Origin of the sequence: Pimelobacter simplex (genome assembly GCF_900114845.1) — a bacterium.
GTDB lineage: Bacteria > Actinomycetota > Actinomycetes > Propionibacteriales > Nocardioidaceae > Nocardioides > Nocardioides simplex.
The window spans coordinates 1,521,381-1,538,191 of record NZ_FOUK01000001.1 but is presented as its reverse complement, the minus strand read 5'-3'; the positions used below and the strand labels follow the sequence as shown (position 1 = coordinate 1,538,191).

Annotated in this window: 16 protein-coding genes and 1 tRNA gene; 4 read left to right on the top strand and 13 right to left on the bottom strand. The window is 73.2% G+C overall.

Annotation, left to right across the window (positions count from 1 at the left end; genetic code table 11):
• Positions 1 to 15 precede the first annotated feature (15 nt).
• Complete coding sequence (locus BM223_RS07470; RefSeq protein ID WP_038680446.1) at positions 16 to 1,455, bottom strand: sensor histidine kinase; 1,440 nt, start codon at positions 1,453 to 1,455, stop codon at positions 16 to 18.
• A complete protein-coding gene (locus BM223_RS07465) occupies positions 1,455 to 2,171 on the bottom strand; it encodes a response regulator transcription factor (protein WP_038680448.1) in 717 nt (238 codons plus the stop codon). Before BM223_RS07465 ends, BM223_RS07470 begins: the two co-directional genes overlap by 1 nt.
• Positions 2,172 to 2,300: 129 nt before the next feature.
• Between BM223_RS07465 and BM223_RS07460 the strand changes: the two genes are divergently transcribed.
• The gene (locus BM223_RS07460) at positions 2,301 to 2,738 is read left to right on the top strand and encodes a hypothetical protein (RefSeq protein WP_075018494.1); all 438 of its coding nucleotides are present in this window, start codon (positions 2,301 to 2,303) and stop codon (positions 2,736 to 2,738) included.
• A 3-nt stretch (positions 2,739 to 2,741) separates the two neighbouring features.
• On the opposite strand, the gene BM223_RS07455 is transcribed toward BM223_RS07460, so the two are convergent.
• From BM223_RS07455 to dnaG, 5 genes are all read right to left on the bottom strand, one after another.
• Positions 2,742 to 3,332, bottom strand: a complete 591-nt coding sequence (locus BM223_RS07455) for a GNAT family N-acetyltransferase (RefSeq protein ID WP_038680450.1) — start codon at positions 3,330 to 3,332, stop codon at positions 2,742 to 2,744.
• A 10-nt stretch (positions 3,333 to 3,342) separates the two neighbouring features.
• Positions 3,343 to 5,082 carry a sulfatase family protein gene (locus BM223_RS07450; RefSeq protein ID WP_082003722.1) on the bottom strand — a complete coding sequence of 580 codons (1,740 nt, stop codon included), beginning with the start codon at positions 5,080 to 5,082 and terminating at the stop codon, positions 3,343 to 3,345.
• 171 nt (positions 5,083 to 5,253) lie between these two features.
• A tRNA-Asn gene (locus BM223_RS07445) sits at positions 5,254 to 5,326 on the bottom strand.
• A 76-nt stretch (positions 5,327 to 5,402) separates the two neighbouring features.
• Entirely contained in the window at positions 5,403 to 5,906 is a 504-nt protein-coding gene (locus tag BM223_RS07440) for a hypothetical protein (protein WP_141267593.1), read from the bottom strand.
• The gene (gene dnaG, locus BM223_RS07435) at positions 5,903 to 7,801 is read right to left on the bottom strand and encodes a DNA primase (RefSeq protein ID WP_038680454.1); all 1,899 of its coding nucleotides are present in this window, start codon (positions 7,799 to 7,801) and stop codon (positions 5,903 to 5,905) included. Before dnaG ends, BM223_RS07440 begins: the two co-directional genes overlap by 4 nt.
• Positions 7,802 to 7,977: 176 nt before the next feature.
• On the opposite strand from dnaG, the gene BM223_RS07430 reads away from it, so the two are divergent.
• Complete coding sequence (locus tag BM223_RS07430) at positions 7,978 to 8,787, top strand: L,D-transpeptidase (protein WP_038680456.1); 810 nt, start codon at positions 7,978 to 7,980, stop codon at positions 8,785 to 8,787.
• A 79-nt stretch (positions 8,788 to 8,866) separates the two neighbouring features.
• Complete coding sequence (locus BM223_RS07425; protein ID WP_038680458.1) at positions 8,867 to 9,790, top strand: choice-of-anchor P family protein; 924 nt, start codon at positions 8,867 to 8,869, stop codon at positions 9,788 to 9,790.
• A gap of 53 nt (positions 9,791 to 9,843) precedes the next feature.
• On the opposite strand, the gene BM223_RS07420 is transcribed toward BM223_RS07425, so the two are convergent.
• On the bottom strand, positions 9,844 to 11,070 hold the full coding sequence (locus BM223_RS07420; protein ID WP_038680460.1) for a deoxyguanosinetriphosphate triphosphohydrolase: 1,227 nt from the start codon (positions 11,068 to 11,070) through the stop codon (positions 9,844 to 9,846).
• 58 nt (positions 11,071 to 11,128) lie between these two features.
• On the opposite strand from BM223_RS07420, the gene BM223_RS07415 reads away from it, so the two are divergent.
• Positions 11,129 to 12,145, top strand: a complete 1,017-nt coding sequence (locus tag BM223_RS07415) for a hypothetical protein (protein ID WP_038680462.1) — start codon at positions 11,129 to 11,131, stop codon at positions 12,143 to 12,145.
• Here the strand turns inward: BM223_RS07415 and BM223_RS07410 are convergent.
• The 5 genes from BM223_RS07410 to BM223_RS07390 form a co-directional block, all read right to left on the bottom strand.
• Complete coding sequence (locus tag BM223_RS07410; RefSeq protein WP_052138859.1) at positions 12,139 to 13,002, bottom strand: VldE C-terminal domain-containing protein; 864 nt, start codon at positions 13,000 to 13,002, stop codon at positions 12,139 to 12,141. The two genes, BM223_RS07415 and BM223_RS07410, sit on opposite strands and share 7 nt — an antisense overlap.
• Before the next feature lie 131 nt (positions 13,003 to 13,133).
• Complete coding sequence (dusB, locus tag BM223_RS07405) at positions 13,134 to 14,273, bottom strand: tRNA dihydrouridine synthase DusB (protein ID WP_038680463.1); 1,140 nt, start codon at positions 14,271 to 14,273, stop codon at positions 13,134 to 13,136.
• Positions 14,270 to 14,977: a hypothetical protein gene (locus tag BM223_RS07400; protein ID WP_038680466.1), complete on the bottom strand. Its 708-nt coding sequence runs from the start codon at positions 14,975 to 14,977 to the stop codon at positions 14,270 to 14,272. Before BM223_RS07400 ends, dusB begins: the two co-directional genes overlap by 4 nt.
• Positions 14,971 to 16,368, bottom strand: coding sequence for a glycine--tRNA ligase (locus BM223_RS07395; RefSeq protein ID WP_038680468.1), 1,398 nt, complete (start codon positions 16,366 to 16,368; stop codon positions 14,971 to 14,973). The genes BM223_RS07400 and BM223_RS07395 overlap by 7 nt, the downstream gene beginning before the upstream one ends.
• An 84-nt stretch (positions 16,369 to 16,452) precedes the next feature.
• A complete protein-coding gene (locus BM223_RS07390; RefSeq protein WP_052139364.1) occupies positions 16,453 to 16,767 on the bottom strand; it encodes an antibiotic biosynthesis monooxygenase family protein in 315 nt (104 codons plus the stop codon).
• Positions 16,768 to 16,811: the final 44 nt, after the last annotated feature.

Here is a 16,811-nt window from a genome sequence, read left to right as displayed (position 1 = left end):
GTCGCTCGGGTCCGCCTATGAGGAGGCTGTGAGCACCGGATCGCCCAGCCGGACGCTGATCCGGGTGTCCCCCGGGACGCTGTCGAGCGCCACGGAGCCCCCGTGCGCACTGACGATCGCCTGCACCAGCGCGAGCCCCAGGCCCACGCCGTCGGCGCGGTGCCGGGCGGCGTCGCCCCGGGTGAACCGCTCGAAGGCGGTGCCGACGAGCTCGGGCGGGAAGCCCGGTCCGTCGTCGTGGACGTCGAAGCCGTCGGCCCGGACGGTGACGGTGACCGTCGTCCCGGCGGGCGTGTACTTGCGGGCGTTGGTGAGCAGGTTGGTCACGACCTGGTGCAGCCGGTGCTCGTCGCCGACGACCTCGATCGGGACGCCGTCCGGCGGCAGGTTGATCCGCCAGCGGTGCTCGGGTGCGACCACCCGGGCGTCGTCCACGGCCTCGAGGAGGAGCCGGGTGAGGTCGACCGGCTCGGCGGCCAGCGGCCGGCCGGCGTCGAGGCGGGCGAGCAGGAGCAGGTCCTCGACGAGCGCGGTCATCCGGGCCGCCTCCTCCTCGACCTTGGCGAGCGCGACGGCCGAGGTCTCGGCGTCGCCGCGGCGCCGGGCCAGCTCGGTGTAGCCCGCGATCGTGGTCAGCGGCGTGCGCAGCTCGTGGGAGGCGTCCGCGACGAACTGACGCACCTGCAGCTCGCTGCGGTGCCGCGCGGACAGCGAGGACTCGACGTGGGCGAGGAGCTGGTTGAGCGCCAGGCCCACCTGGCCGGCCTCGGTCCGGGGATCGGTGAGGTGCTCGGGGACCCGCTCCGTGACGCCGATGTCGCCCTCGTCGAGCGGGAGCTCGGCGACCGCGTGCGCGGTGGCGGCGACCTCGGTCAGCGGGCGCAGCTGGCGGCGGACGACGGCCGTGCCGACCAGGCCCGCGACGACGGTCGCGAGCAGGCCGAGCACGAGCTCGAGCCGGACCAGCGAGGAGGTGGCGTCGTCGACGGTCTCGGTGGGCAGGCCGACCACGAGGGAGACCTCGGAGCCCTGGCCGGTGGGGCCGGTCGGCGCGGTCGACGCGGACGCCCGCCGGACCCGGTAGCTGCCGAGCCCGGGCACGTCGATCGTGCTCGCCTGCCGCCCGGCGCCGGCGAGCGCGTCGAGCGCGTCGTCGCCGAGCTCCTGCTCGATCGCGCCGTTGACGCTGGGGACGACGACCGTCCCCCTCCGCGCACCGCTGTCGGCGTAGACCGCCGTCACCGTGCCCGGCGCACCGAAAACCTGGGGGCCGCCGCGCGAGGGCGAGAAGCCCGGGCGCACCAGCTCGGCGACGTCGGCGTCGAGCCGGCTGGTCAGCCAGGCGTTCATGCCGAGCGTCGTCACCGTCCCGACCAGCAGCGAGACCAGCGCGACCAGCGTCACCGCGGTGACCACGAGCCGGGCGGTCAGCGAGCGCGGGACGAGCCGCTCCATCAGCCGGCCGGCTTCAGCACGTAGCCCGCGCCGCGCATCGTGTGGATCATCGGCTCGCGGCCGGCGTCGATCTTCTTGCGCAGGTAGGAGATGTAGAGCTCGACGACATTGGCCTGACCGCCGAAGTCGTAGTTCCAGACCCGGTCGAGGATCTGCGCCTTGCTCAGCACCCGGCGCGGGTTGCGCATCAGGTAGCGCAGCAGCTCGAACTCGGTCGCGGTCAGGCTGATCTCGTCGCCGGAGCGGGTCACCTCGCGGCTGTCCTCGTCGAGCACGAGGTCGCCGACGACGAGCGTGGACCGGCTCTGCTCGACGGCGGTGCCGGCCCGGCGGACCAGGGCCCGGAGCCGGGCGACCAGCTCCTCGAGCGAGAACGGCTTGGTCACGTAGTCGTCGCCGCCGGCGGTCAGCCCGGCGACCCGGTCCTCGACGGCGTCGCGCGCGGTGAGGAAGAGGACCGGCACGCTCGGGTCGTCGGCACGGATGCGGCGCAGCACCTCCATGCCGTCGAAGTCGGGCAGCATCATGTCGAGGACGACGACGTCCGGGCTCTGCCCCCGCACCGCGGTGACCGCCTCGCCCCCGGTGTGGGCGGTCTCGACCGCCCACCCCTCGTAGCGCAGCGCCATCGCGACCAGCTCGGCGATGTTGACCTCGTCGTCGACGACGAGGGCGCGCAGCGGCGTGCCGTCAGGGCGGGTGGCGGACTCGGTCATGGCACCAGACTGTGCCATCGACCTGTGACCTTGCTGTGAAGACCTTGTGGGTCGGACCAGGTGGCGACCCATGTCGAAACCATCGGTCGGCCACAGACTCCGCACAGGCTCCGGGGTCAGCGTGGAGCCATGACGGACAACGAGAACGACCCGACCCCCGAGCCCACCCCGGACGCGGCCACCCCGCCGACCAGCCCGCCTCCGCCGCTCGCGCCCGAGCCGGCGGCGGTGGCGGCGGCGCCGAAGCAGCGCTGGCGCGACCGGGCCTTCACCCTCCGCTCGCTCCTCGCCGTCGGCGTGGCGGGCGTGGTGCTCGGCGCCGGCGCGGGCGCGGGGACGGCGCTGGTCGCCGGCCACGACGACGGCCCGGACCGCTCCGGGCGCCCGGAGTGGATGCAGGGCCCCGGCAGCGGCCGGTTCCCCGGCGGTGGCCCGGGCGACGGCAACGGCAACGGCAACCGGTTCGCGCCGCCCGGCGGCAGCCAGGTCCCGCCGGGCACCGCGCCCGAGGAGGACCAGGGCGGCACCAGCGGCGGGTCGAGCAGCAGCGACAGCGCCAACGGCTAGAGGCTAGGACGGCGCGGTCGCGGCTCCGGGCGCCGCGCGCACCATCGAGACCACGAGGGGCCCGTCCGGGACCTGGGTGCGTGCGGTGGTGACGAAGCCGTGCCGCTCGTACAGCCGGACGTTGCGCTCGTCGGAGGTCTCCAGGGCGACGACGGCCGCCGGGTCGTCCGCGGCGACGAGCCCGAGCGCGGTCGCGACGACGGTCGAGCCGAGGCCACGGCCGCGCGCGTCCGGGTGGACGCCGAGCGTCGCGAGGTCCCACGCGCCTGCGGGACGCGGCGGCAGCTCGGCGACGAGCAGCGCCGGCAACCGGTCGCCGTGCAGCGCGGCCACCCGCTCCTGGACGGCGCTGCCGGGGGCCGGCGCGCCGGCGGGCAGGAGCGCTGCCACCGCGCGCACGTCGTCGGAGACCAGGACGACGCCGTGCGCGAGCGCGTGGCGGAGGTAGAGCGCCTGCAGCTCCCGCAGCCGGGCAGCGTGGTCGTCGGCGGGGACCGACCAGCGCGTCCAGGCGTAGTCGGCGAAGGCCGCGGCCAGCGTGTCGGCCGCCGCCGCGACGTCGTTCTCGCCGGCGCGGCGGATCGGGATCGTCATGCGGGTCTTCCTAGCGCCAGCCGTAGGCCCGGTCGATCACGGTCCAGTAGGCGTCGGTCGAGGCGGCGTTGGTCGTGGGGTCGGCCGCCAGCACGGGCGGCAGCGGCGTGCGACAACTGTCTCCCGCGCAGTCCTTGAGCTGGGGCCACATCCGGTCGAGCGCCGCGCGGACCGTCGCGTAGGCGGGGTCGTGGTAGACGTTGTGGTCCTGGCGCGGGTCGTCGACCATGTCGTACAGCTCGCCGCCACCGTTGCGGAAGCGCGTGTAGGAGTAGCGCGAGACGCGCAGGCCGATCGTCGTCCGGACGTCGGTGAAGGCGGGGTCGTTGCCCGACGAGGTGTTCATCGCCTCCGAGACGATGGGCGTGGTCCAGCCCTGGTCGCCCTCCTCGAGCGTCGGCAGCCGGCTGGTGCCGTCGGCCCGGCGCGGCGGGTCGGCGTCGGCGAGGTCGAGCAGCGTGGCGCTGAGGTCGACGGTCGAGATCGGGTCGTAGCGCTTCTGCTCGGTGCGCAGCCCCGGCCCGGTGACGAGCAGCGGCACCCGCAGGGACGGCTCGTAGGCCCACACCTTCACCATCTGGAAGCCGTGCTCGCCGAGCAGCAGGCCGTTGTCGGAGGTGAAGACGAAGACGGTGTCGTCCCAGGCGCCGGAGCGCTTGAGCTCGCGGATCAGCCGGGCGATGTTCTGGTCCATCACGTAGACGGCCTCGGCGCGCTGGCGCGTCACGTTGCGGAGCGCGGCCCGGTCGCGCGGGCCCAGGTCCTGGGTCCGGCGCTGGACCGGGATCGGCTTGTCGTGGCGGCTGCGCTCGAGGGGTGCGCCGGACCGGGCGAAGCCGGCGGGACGGTCGATGGTCCGGTTGAACCGGCCCTTGACCCAGTCGGGCCGGGCGGGCGTGGGCAGCCGGACCAGGTTGCCGCGCGCGCTGGTCACCCGGGCCGGGTCGTCGGGCTCGGCGGGCCCGCCGTGGTGCGGCGCGACGTAGTTGACGTACATGAAGAACGGATCGCGCCGGGCCGCGAACCGGCGCGCCATGTCGACCGAGAAGTCGCCGATGACCTTGCTCTGGTAGACGCCGCGGTAGCGGTTGTCGATCGTGCCGTTCACGTTGAAGGGCGTGTCGAAGTAGTCGTAGGTCTGGCCGTGGAAGCCCGCGTTGCCGGGGTTCTCGACGGCCGCGCGCCAGTCGGTCCAGCCCGGTGGCACGAACTTGTACGACGGCCCGCCGCTCACCTTGGAGCGCGCCGAGCCGTAGCGGTTGAGGTACTTGCCGATGAAGCCCGTGCGGTAGCCGGCGGCGGTCATCGAGGTGCCGAGCGTGCGGGAGTCGTCGAAGGCGCCGTACCCGTAGGGCGGGTCGTGCCAGAAGACCCGGTGGTTGTGGGCGTACTCGCCGGTGAGGAAGGACGCCCGGGCCGGGCAGCACAGCGGGTAGGGCGAGAAGGAGTTCTCGAAGGTGACGCCCTGGCGGGCGACGAGCTTGCGCAGGTGCGGGGCGAAGGCGAGGTCGTCGACGCGCATGTCGTCGGCCATCACGACGACGATATTGGGCTGCTTCGGCAGCCGCACCGGCGTCATCGAGGGCACCGGCGGGCGGGCCACGCCCTCGTCGGGGCCGACCGCCGAGCGGGTCGGCTCGCCGGCCGCCGGCTCGTCGGCGTCGCCGTCGCGGAGCACCGCGAGGAGTGCCGCCACCACGACCAGGACCCCCACGAGGACCACGGACGCTCTCAAGACGGACGCGCGCATCCGTTCCCTCCCCTGTTCACCGAGCCACCCTACGGTCGTTAAGACGCCGCGGGCGGCCGATCGGTTGCGTTCGATGCGCGGTGATCCGCGACTCCTGGCACCGGTCGTCGTCGGCCCTCCCCGACGACGACGAAGCCCCGCCGGATGACTCCGACGGGGCCTCGTGACCTGCTCCCCCGACTGGACTCGAACCAGTAACCCTTCGATTAACAGTCGAATGCTCTGCCAGTTGAGCTACGGGGGATCATGCTCGCTCCATCCTCGCGGTGGAGCGGGGAAACACTAGCAAGAGCCGCGGCGCGGCCCGAAATCGAGGGCCCTCACTCGCCGACGTCGGCGCGGGCCAGGGCCAGGGCCTCCTGCACCACCGCGTCGACGGCCGGATCGGCGGGGTCGAGGCCGTCGTCGTACTCGACGAACCAGGCGAGCCCGGCGTGCGTCCCCGGCGGGCGGCGGCCGAGGATCCGCACCGCGCGGCGCCCGGCGACGGGCACGTGGCGCTGGACCGCGATGCTCGCCGTGACCCGCTCGCGGACGAGCTGGAGGAGCCGCCCGGCGTCGTCGAGGACCAGCACGTGGACCGGCGCCGGCTCGCCGAAGCGGCCGACCTCGACCACTCGCAGCGTGTCGGTCTCGGCGTCCCAGTCGGCGCTGGCGACCTGCTCCCACGGGATCCGGTCCGGGACGTAGAGGGCGTCGCGCGAGCTGCCCACGAGGGCGGCCCCGCCGGCCGGGGGCGTGCGCAGCGCGGCCCAGGCCAGCAGGCGCTCCCCCGCTCCCACCGGGAAGGGCGGCCGGCGCGACGGGAGCGGCGGGAACCTCACGGGGCGCCCGCGATCTTCTCGCGCAGCGTCCGGCGGCGCTCCTCGAGCGCGGCGAGCTCGCCGAACATCTTGTTGTAGTCGGCGGCCTGGTCGAGCGGGTTGGTGCGCTGGAGGCGGGAGCGGACCTCGTCGATCCGGCGCAGCACGGTCAGCTCCTGGAGCCGGTGGATGTGGCCGGCCACGTAGGCGGCGTCGACCTCGCGGTTGACCGGGATCGGCTCGACGGCGAGCGCGCTGACCAGCGAGGAGAGCTCGGGCTCGGTGGCCGACTCGCGGATCTTCGAGACCCAGCCCGGGTCGTTCTGGCCGGCGACCGCGCCGCCGGCGGCGTCGATGAGCTCCCACACGGCCCGGTAGGTCGGGTGGGTGAAGTCGTTGGCGCCGATGTCGGCGGACGTGCGGCCGATGACGAGCGGGTGCTGGAGCACCACCCGCAGCGTGGCGCGCTCGATGCTGAACCGCGGCTCGCGCAGGTCGGGGACGGCGGAGCGCGGTGCCGCGGCCGGGGCCGGGGCGGACGACGACTGAGGAGCCCGGTCGCGACCGCCCGGGGCCGGCGCCGGGCCGCGGGCGGCGGCACGGCGCACCTCGGACCGGGCCTGCTCGATGTCGACGCCGACCATGCCGGCCAGCTCGCGGGCGAAGGCGTCGACCTTCGACTTGTCGCGGACGCTGGCGACCAGCTTGGCGCCCTCGCGCAGTGCGTCGACCCGGCTGTCGGCCCGGTCGAGGTCGTAGCGGCCGATCACGTTCTCGAGCACGAAGCGGTAGAGCGGACGGCGGCTGGCGACGAGCTCGCGGACCGCGGCGTCGCCGTCCTTGATCCGCAGCTCGCACGGGTCCATTCCCTCGGGCGCGACGGCGACGTAGGTCTGGGAGACGAAGCGCTGGTCGCCCTCGAACGTGCGGAGCGCGGCCTTCTGGCCGGCCTCGTCGCCGTCGAAGGTGAAGACGACCTCGCTGCGCAGCTCGGCGTGGTCGTCGAGGAAGCGGCGCAGCACCCGGGCGTGGTCGTCGCCGAACGCGGTGCCGCACGTCGCGACCGCCGTGCCGACCCCGGCGAGGTGGCAGGCCATCACGTCGGTGTAGCCCTCGACGATGACGGCCTGCGAGCTCATCGCGATCGACTTGCGGGCCAGGTCGATGCCGTAGAGGACCTGGCTCTTCTTGTAGATCGGGGTCTCGGGCGTGTTGAGGTACTTGGCGTCGATCCGGTCGTCGTCGAAGATCCGGCGGGCGCCGAAGCCGATGGTGTCGCCGTTGGTCTCGCGGATCGGCCACAGCAGCCGGCCGCGGAAGCGGTCGTAGAGCGAGCGGCCCATCGCGACCAGTCCCGCCGCGATGACCTCCTCGGAGGTGAACTTGCGGCCCGAGAGGTGGCGCCACAGCGCCTCGCCGTCCCGCGGGGCGAAGCCGATGCCGAACGTCAGCGCCGCCTGCTGGTCGAAGCCGCGCTCGGCGAGGAACTGCCGGGCGGCGAGCGCCTCGGGGGTGCCGAGCTGCTCGGCGTAGTACTCCTGGGCGACCGCGTGGGCCTCGACCAGCCGCCGGCGCTGGGGGCCCTTGGGTCGCTGCTCGTCGAAGCCGGACTCGTCGCGGCGCAGCTGGATGCCGTACTTGTCGGCCATCCGCTCGACGGCCTCGCCGAAGGTCAGGCCGTCGATCTTCATCAGGAAGGTGAAGATGTCGCCGCCCTCTTGGCAGCCGAAGCAGTGGAAGAAGCCGCGCGCCGGCGTCACGTGGAAGGACGGCGACTTCTCGTCGTGGAAGGGGCACAGCCCCTTGAGCGAGCCGCCGCCGGCGTTGCGGAGCGTCACGTAGCTGGCGACGACCTCGTCGATGCGGGCCTTCTCACGGACCGCGGCGATGTCCTCGTCACGAATCCGTCCGGCCATGCCGTCGATCCTACTGAGGGCCTGCTGAGCCGCTCCGCGGGAGCCGCCTCCAGCGGCGGCGGAGCCGAAATCGGGACCGGCCTCGGCGTGACCTTCGTCCTACCTGCGTCGTTGAAGGCGCGGGGAGGACCGCACGAAGGGTCGAAGGGAAATGGGAGTTCGGGGAGGGACCGGGCATGGAGCAGGCATCGGCGCGCAGCAACCGCGCCAGCTGGCCGGTGGTCGTCGTCGCGCTCCTGTTCGCGATCTCGGCCCTGGCGATGGTCCTCAAGGACGGCGGCGACGACGCCCCGACACGGCCGAGCGCGGCCCCCGTCCAGCAGGCGAAGCTCAAGACCCTGCCGCTGAGCTCCACCATGACCACGATCAAGGCCGCCCCCAAGGACCCGCGCCCCACGAAGACGCCCAAGGGCACCGTGGTGCACCCCCAGCGGATGACCGCGCTGTACGACGAGCCCGACGGCAAGCCGTTCGCCAAGGTCGGCCCGAAGCAGTTCGGCGACGCCTGGTTCCCGGTCGTGACCCGCAACCGCGACTGGGTGCAGGTGCTGCTGCCGTCGAGGCCCAACGGGTCGACGGGGTGGATCCGCTCCGCCGACCTGATCGAGGCGCACAGCCCCTATGTCGTCCGGGTGCACCTCGGAGCCCGCTCGCTCGAGCTGATCGAGGACGGCGAGCTGGTCGGCACCTGGACCGTCGCGGTCGGCGCCTCCGGGACGCCGACGCCCGTGGGCCGCACCTTCGTCCTCGGCCAGATCGTCGACGACAAGCAGCCGTTCTCGCCGGTGATCCTGCCGCTGGGCAGCCACAGCGACACCCTCGACTCCTACGGCGGCGGGCCGGGCACGGTCGCCCTGCACGGCTGGACCGACCCCTCGGTCTTCGGCCAGGCCGTCAGCCACGGCTGCGTGCGGGTGCCGGATGACGCGCTCGCCCTGCTGCGGACCGTCCCGATCGGCACCCCCGTGATCGTCGACGAGGCCTGACCCCGCAGCCCTCCCCCCGTACCCCCGACGGCGCCTCCCCCGGACTGCCGAGCAAGAGAAGAAGATGAAGGGAACACCCATGAAGATCAAGCGGCACCTGGCTCCAGTGGCCGGCGCTCTCCTGCTCGTGACAGGCGCGGCCTCGCTCGCCCTGCTCGGAGGCGGTTCGGCCACGGCGGCCGGCAACCCGTCGTCCGCCTTCGGCCTCGAGCTGACGATCGCCGACAACTCGGCCATCGACAAGCTCCCGTCGGTCGTGTCGACCAACGGGACCGAGGTCACCGACGAGCTGATCGACACCGACACGCTCAACCCGCTGCTGTCCGGGGGTGTGGTCCAGGTCAAGGCCAAGAACGGCAACGCCTCGGCCAACGTGACCGGCCTCGGCGTGGGCGAGGGCCTCCTGGCCCAGCTCCCCGCCGACGTCACCACGCAGCTCGGCAACGCGTGCACCACCCTGGTCGGCGCGCTCGGCCCGCTGACCGAGCCGATCGACCAGCAGGTCGTAGGCCCGCTGCTCACCCAGCTCGGCAACGTCCTCGACACGATCAGCAACGCCACCGACGGCAGCCCGCTCAACCTGAGCCTGCTCGGCGCGCTCGACCTGTCGAAGCTGACGAGCCTCCAGCTCAACGGCCTGTGCGACGTGCTGTCCGGCAAGACCAAGATCGTCAACGCCGGCACCGTGATCGCCGAGTGCAACGGCGACACCGGTACGACGACGATCGCGGACCTGACCGCGCTCGGCATCCCGGTCAAGCTCCCGGTCGACAAGCCCAACGCCAAGGTCGAGATCCCGGGCGTCGTGACGATCACCGCGAACGAGCAGATCGCCAACGCGAACGGCACCTTCACCGTCAACGCGCTGCACCTCAACCTGCTCGGCCAGATCGACCTGACGATCGCCTCGGCGACCTGCGGCGAGGTCACCACCGACCGCGAGAACCCGAGCGAGGCGCCGTCCCCGACGCCCGTCGAGTCGCACGTCCCGGTCACCGGCTGACCCGGCCCGCCTGACGCACCAGCACCTGACCGGTCGCCCCTCGGGGCGGCCGGTCAGCTGTTTCTCGCGACCAGCCGCTCGTGCCAGGCCACCGCGCTGGCGTCGGTGAGCGAGGCGACCTGGTCGATGACGACGCGGGTCCGCGCGGCGTCGTCGGCGGCGCCGCGCCAGTCCGCGGCGAAGGTCTCGTCGAGCGCGTCGCTCCCCCGCTCCAGCAGGACGGCGACCAGCTCGGTGAGCAGCTCGCGCTGCCGGCTCAGCAGGGCACGGTGCGAGAGGTCCTCCATGACGTAGTGCGCGGCCACGCCCTTGAGCACGGTGATCTCGGCCCAGGTGTCGGCCGGGACCACCAGGTCGGCGGCATAGCGCACGAACGGACCCTCCGACGCCGCGAAGGTCGCCTCCTGGACCGCACCGCAGAAGCGGCCGATCAGGTCGCTCGTGAGGTTCTTCAGCGCGGCCAGGCTGCCCCGGCGGCCGTCGTACGGGGCGCGGGGCCAGCTGCCGACCGAGCGCAGCCGCTCGAGCACCGCGTCGAGCTCGGCGTCCGTCGCGCCCGGCCGGTACCAGGCACGCACCGTCTCCCACACCGCGGCCGTGTCGAGCCGGGTGAGGTCGATCTTGCCCGCGACCGTGCCGTCCTCGACGTCGTGGACCGAGTAGGCCACGTCGTCGGCGAGGTCCATCACCTGCGCCTCGACGCACTGCCGGCGCTCCGGGGCGCCCTTGCGGACCCACGCGAACGCGGCGCGGTCGTCGTCGTACACGCCGAACTTGGGGGTGCTCGCCTCGCCCGGGCCCCAGGGGTACTTGGTGCAGGCGTCGAGCGTCGCCCGGGTCAGGTTGAGACCGGCGTCGGCCGTCTTGGCCTCGAGGCGGGTGAGCAGCCGCAGCGTCTGGGCGTTGCCCTCGAAGCCACCGACATCGCCGGCGAGCGCGGCGAGCGCCCGCTCGCCGTTGTGGCCGAACGGCGGGTGGCCGAGGTCGTGCGCGAGCGCGGCCGTCTCGGTGATGTCGGGGTGGGTGCCGAGCGCCCGGGAGAGGTCGCGCGCGATCTGGGCGACCTCCAGGCTGTGGGTCAGCCGGTTGCGGACGAAGTCGTCGCTCTGCGGCCCCACCACCTGGGTCTTGGCCGCCAGCCGCCGGAACGACGCCGCGTGCACCACCCGCGCCCGGTCCCGCTCGAACGCCAGCCGCTCCGGCGCCTCGACCCGCTTGGGCGGCTCGGGCACGATCCGCTCGCGGGCGTGCGCGTCGTACCGCTGCTCGACGGGGTCCACGCAGCGACCCTAGCGGCGCCGCGGACAACCGGCCGACCGCCCCGCGCGTCTCCTCGACATGGTCCGGCTCCCGACCCTCCTCCTGCTCGGCGCCCTGGCGCTCGCCGGCTGCTCTGCCACCGGCTCCGGCACCGGCTCCGGCGCCCCGGCCGCGGCGCCGGCGCACCCCACCCCCGACCCGTGGGCGGACCTGCCGGCCGGCCCGGCTCCCGCCGTCCCCTATGTCGCCGGGCGTCGCTACGTCGGGCCGGACGGCACCCGCCGCCTCCCGGGGGGCGCGCGTGGCCTGAGCGGCGTCGTCCCGTTCGCGGGTGGGCTGCTGGTCGCGGACACCAGCTACTTCGAGGGGACCAACGGTCTCGCGCTGGTCCGCCGCGGCCGGTACGACGCCACGTGGTCGCCCGGCGGCGCATGCTCGAGCGGCGTCCCGGTCGCCTCACCCGACGGCCACCACGTCGCGTGGACCACCGTCCGCTATCCCGAGAGCGGCGACGTCGGCGAGGGCGCCGTCCACCGGGCAAGGGCAGACGGCTCGGGCGAGGTCGTCCGGCCGACGGGCCCGGGCCTGGTGCAGGCGGTGGGCTTCGTGGGCGGCGAGGTCGTCTACGACCGCGGCTTCCGCGACGGCGCCTGGCGCACGGACTTCCGCGGGCCTCCCGTGCGGATCCCCGGCGTCGACCGCGTGGTCGCGCTCAGCGCTCGCGGCCTGCTCGTCGGTCAGCGCGGCGACCGGGTCCGGCTCGTGCTCGACCTCCGCGGGAAGGTCCGCTGGCGGGCGGCGGCCGGCGACCTCTCCTGGTTCAGCCCGGACGGGTCTCGCGTGCTCGCCGTCGACGGCGACCGGCTCCGCGTGCTGGCCACCGGCGACGGGTCGGTACGCGCCGAGCTCACCCTGCCGGCCGGCACCGACGGGTCGACGGTGGTGTGGGAGGGCGACCGCAGCCTGCTCGCGGTCGCCGAGCGGGGTGGCCGGGTCGCGGTCGTGCGGCTACGGCTCGACGGGACGGCGGAGCGGGCCACCGCGGCCGTGGTGGTGCGGGGTGGGCGGGCGCCGTACGTGCTGGTGGGTCAGTAGACCGACACGTGCACGTGGTCGAAGTGGTTGGCCGTCGCCGACCCGCGGTTGGGCATCCCGCGCCAGCCCTCGCCGGAGCGCTCGACCGACCAGATCTTCTGCGAGTAGATGATGTACGAGACGCCGAGGGCGGCGTAGTTCTCGCGCACGAACTCGGCGATCTGCCAGCCCCGGGCGCCTGAGATCATGATGTCGACGGCGCGGCCGGTCTCGTGGTCGCCGGAGATCGAGGCGCCGCGGAAGGTGCCGTAGACCGAGACGTCGGGGAAGGCGGCGCAGACGGCCTCGTGGACCTTCTTGATGCTCGCGCTCACGGCCGAGGGGACGGTGGTGCCGTTGGTGCAGGTGCCGCCGAGGGTGGCCGGCTTCTCGTCGCTGAAGTAGCCGTCGGTGACCCAGCGGGCCTTGCCGTCGACGACGACCTCGGCGCGGTCGGCGTACCGGCGGCCGGTGAGGACGACCTTGTCGCCCTCCTCGAGCTCGCCGACCTGCTTGCCGCGCTTGTCGGGCCGGCTCCAGAGGTTCAGGGGGGCCGTCGTCCAGCGCCGGGTGTCGGCGTTCTTGACGGCCTTGGTGACCGCGGGGGTCGCCAGCATCCGGTCGAGGCGGGTGCCGACGGCGTCGGCCGAGCGGTCCGCGCTGCGGGAGATCACGGGGATCTCGCGGGGCGCCGCTTCGTCGAGGGAGCCGGTGGCGGCCTTCGCGCGGTCGACCGCGAGGACGTCGGCGGGTGGGGCCGAGGAGCCGAGGACGCCGGTGGACACGACCGCAGTGGTCGCCAGGACGGCGAGCGAGCCGGCCAGGAGGGCGGCTCGGGGTGTACGTCGCGCGGTTTCCCGCTTGTGGCTGGTGGCCACGCGCTGATTCCTTTGCTGTTGCTGACAGATGTATCCCGAGGACTCCGACCTGGGCCAGAGCATCGTGCTACTAGAGCACAGAGATCAAGCCTTCAACCAATTGGTGAGACGCCTCGCCGGGGTGAGGCCGCTCACCCGCCGGTGGTCTCGTCGACGTCCTCCAGGACGCCGGCGGAGCCCTCGCCGAGCCCGTCGGTGTCGTCGAGCCAGCCCTCCGGCAGCACGATCCGGTGCCGGGGCGCGCCCTGGCGGCCGCGGGGCGCGCCGAGCTCGGAGACGGGGAACGGCTCGTCGCCGTCGAGCTCGGCCAGGAGCCGGTCGAGGGCGGCGAGGGAGTCGACGAGGCCGAGCGAGCGGCGCAGCTCGCCGCCGGCCCGGAAGCCCTTGAGGTACCAGGTGACGTGCTTGCGGAACTCCTTGCAGCCCCGCTCCTCGCCCATGTGCTCGCTGAGCAGCTCGGCGTGGCGGCGCATCATCACGGTGACCTCGCCGAGCGTGGGCAGCGTGGTGGCGCCGGGGCCCTCGGGGCCGAACGCCGAGGCCAGGTCGCGGAACAGCCACGGCCGGCCCAGGCAGCCGCGGCCGACGACGACGCCGGCGACGCCGGTCTCGTCGACCATCCGGACGGCGTCGGCGGCCTCCCAGATGTCGCCATTGCCGAGCACGGGGAGGTCGACGCTCGCGACGAGCTCGGCGATGGCGTCCCAGTCGGCCTGGCCCGAGTAGGCCTGCGCGACGGTGCGGCCGTGGAGGGCGATGGCGGCGACGCCGGTCTCCTGGGCGATCCGGCCGGCGTCGAGGAACGTGAGGTGGTCGTCGTCGAGGCCCTTGCGGGTCTTCATCGTCACCGGCACGTCGTACGGCGCCGCGGCGGCGACCGCCTCCTCGAGGATGCGGCCCAGGAGGTTCCGCTTCCACGGCAGCGCCCCGCCGCCACCCTTGCGGGTGACCTTGGGCACCGGGCAGCCGAAGTTGAGGTCGACGTGGGCCACGCCGTACTCGTCGCAGAGGATCTTCGTGGCCTGGCCGACGTAGGTCGGGTCGGTGCCGTAGAGCTGGACCGAGCGGACCGTCTCGGCCTCGTCGAAGACGAGCATCCGCTTCGTCGTCTCGTCGCCCTCGACCAGTCCGCGGCTGGTGATCATCTCGCAGACGTAGAGGCCGGCCCCCTGCTCGGCGCACAGCCGGCGGTAGGCGGCGTTGGTGATGCCGGCCATCGGGGCGAGCACCACCGGCACGGGCACCTCGAGCGAGCCGAGGGTCAGCGTCACTGCTTGTCGTCCTTCTTCTTGCCGGACTTGCCGGACTTGCCGGGCTTGCCGGGCTTGGCCGGCTTGGTCACCTTGGTGATCTCGCCGCTCCAGGTGACGGCGTCCTGGCCGCCGAACGGCGAGAAGGTCACGTTCTCGAACGCCTTGCCGGGCGCGATGAAGTAGACCTGGCACAGCTCCGCGGTCGCACCGGCCGCGAACGGCGTGGGCAGCGCGTCGCCGACGCACGCCGGCAGCTGCTCCGCGGTGTAGTAGTTGGGCGCCTCGAGCGTGGCGCCGTCGGAGGCCCACAGCACGTTGGTGAGCCGCAGGCCGCCGAGGTCGGTCTCGCCCTCGTTGGTGACCGCCACGCGCACGAAGTACGGCGTCCGCGCGGCCGTCGCGTCGTCGAGGTTCCAGCCGGGGAACGAGGCCGGGAACGAGGTCCGCTCGATCTTCTGCACCGCCACCTCGAGCACGGCGACCTCGTCCTGGCGCCGCTCGAAGGCGATGACGCCCTGCTCACCGAGCCCGAGCTGCGTGCCGGGCTCGGTGAGGGTGACGCCGTCGGGCACCGCGAGGTACGACGCCGGGGCGGCCGAGCTCGTCGGCTCGCTCGCCCGGGGCCGGCCCGCGGGCTCGCCGTCGTCCGATCCGCACGCCGCCAGACCGGCGGCCACCACGAGGGCGGCCACCGGGGCGACGGCGGACCGGAGGGTCAGCATCCGATGAGCCGCTCGGCGAAGTAGGTGCTCAGCTTGTCGAGGGCCACCCGCTCCTGGGACATGGAGTCCCGCTCGCGCACCGTGACCGCCTGGTCGTCGAGGGTGTCGAAGTCGACCGTGACGCAGTAGGGCGTGCCGACCTCGTCCTGGCGCGAGTAGCGCTTGCCGATGGAGCCGGCGTCGTCGAAGTCGATGTTCCAGCGCGCGCGCAGCTCGGTCGCCACGGCCTTGGCCCGGGGGGTGAGGTCCTCGTTGCGGCTCAGCGGCAGCACGGCGACCTTGACCGGCGCCAGGCGCGGGTCGAGGCGCAGCACGGTGCGCTTGCGGACGCCGCCCTTGGTGTCGGGCGCCTCGTCCTCGGCGTAGGCGTCGACGAGGAAGGTCATCAGGCTGCGCGAGAGACCCGCCGCGGGCTCGATGACGTAGGGCACGTAGCGGGTGTTGTTGGCCTGGTCGAAGTACGACAGGTCCTTGCCCGAGTGCTGGGCGTGGGTGGAGAGGTCGAAGTCCGTGCGGTTGGCGATGCCCTCGAGCTCACCCCACTCGGAGCCGGTGAAGTTGAAGCGGTACTCGATGTCGGTGGTGCCCTTGGAGTAGTGGCTCAGCTTCTCGATCGGGTGCACGAAGTGGCGCAGGTTGTCGGGGTTGATGCCGAGGTCGACGTACCAGCGGGTGCGCTCCTCGATCCAGTACTTGTGCCACTCGTCGTCCTCACCCGGCTTGACGAAGAACTCCATCTCCATCTGCTCGAACTCGCGGGTGCGGAAGATGAAGTTGCCCGGCGTGATCTCGTTGCGGAAGCTCTTGCCGATCTGGGCGATGCCGAACGGGGGCTTCATCCGCTGCGAGGTGACCACGTTGGCGAAGTTCAGGAAGATGCCCTGCGCGGTCTCGGGGCGCAGGTAGTGCAGGCCCGACTCGTCCTCGACGACGCCGAGGTGGGTCTTGAGCATGCCGGAGAACTCGCGCGGCTCGGTCCAGGCGCCGCGGGTGCCGCAGTTGGCGCAGACGACGTCCTTGAGGTCGACGTCGTCGGGGTTCGCGATCCCCTTCTTCTCGGCGTACTGCTCCTGCAGGTGGTCGTAGCGGTAGCGCTTGTGGCAGGAGAGGCACTCGGTCAGCGGGTCGTTGAACGTCGCGACGTGGCCCGACGCCTCCCAGGTCTGCCGCGGCAGGATGACGCTCGAGTCGAGGCCGACGACGTCGTCGCGGCTCTGCACCATCGAGCGCCACCACTGGCGCTTGATGTTCTCCTTGAGCTCGACGCCCAGCGGACCGTAGTCCCAGGCGGAGCGGGTGCCGCCGTAGATCTCCCCGCAGGGGTAGACGAAGCCTCGGCGCTTCGCGAGGGAGACGACCTGGTCGACGGTGGACGGGGGCGGCTTGGCCACGGTGATTTCCTTGTGGGGACGTGCCCGGCTGGCTGCCGGGCGTGACTTCTGGTGTCGGCCTCGCGCGGTACGCGAAGTAAAGGCCTAGGTTACGCGAGCACCGGCCACGTTGAGCACTCCACCGGGCTCGACGACCTCGTAGGCGCCCGGCTCGTCGATCGCCCGGCTCAGCACCGGCACGCCGTGCAGCTTCAGCTCGTACGACGAGAGGGCGCGCCGGTAGGCCCCGACGTTGTCCCAGCGGGTGGTGAGCACCCACAGGTCCGGGTCGTCGAGGTTGCGCCCGATCGAGCCCCCGGCGTAGCCGGGGCTGTCGGCGAGCAGGCCGTGCACCCGCTCGAGGTCGGCCCGGAGCGAGGCGGGGTCCTCCCCCGCGCGGAAGCGGTTCACGACGAGCACGAGGCGCACTCTACGCAGTCGCGAACTTGACCGGGCCTCCGTCG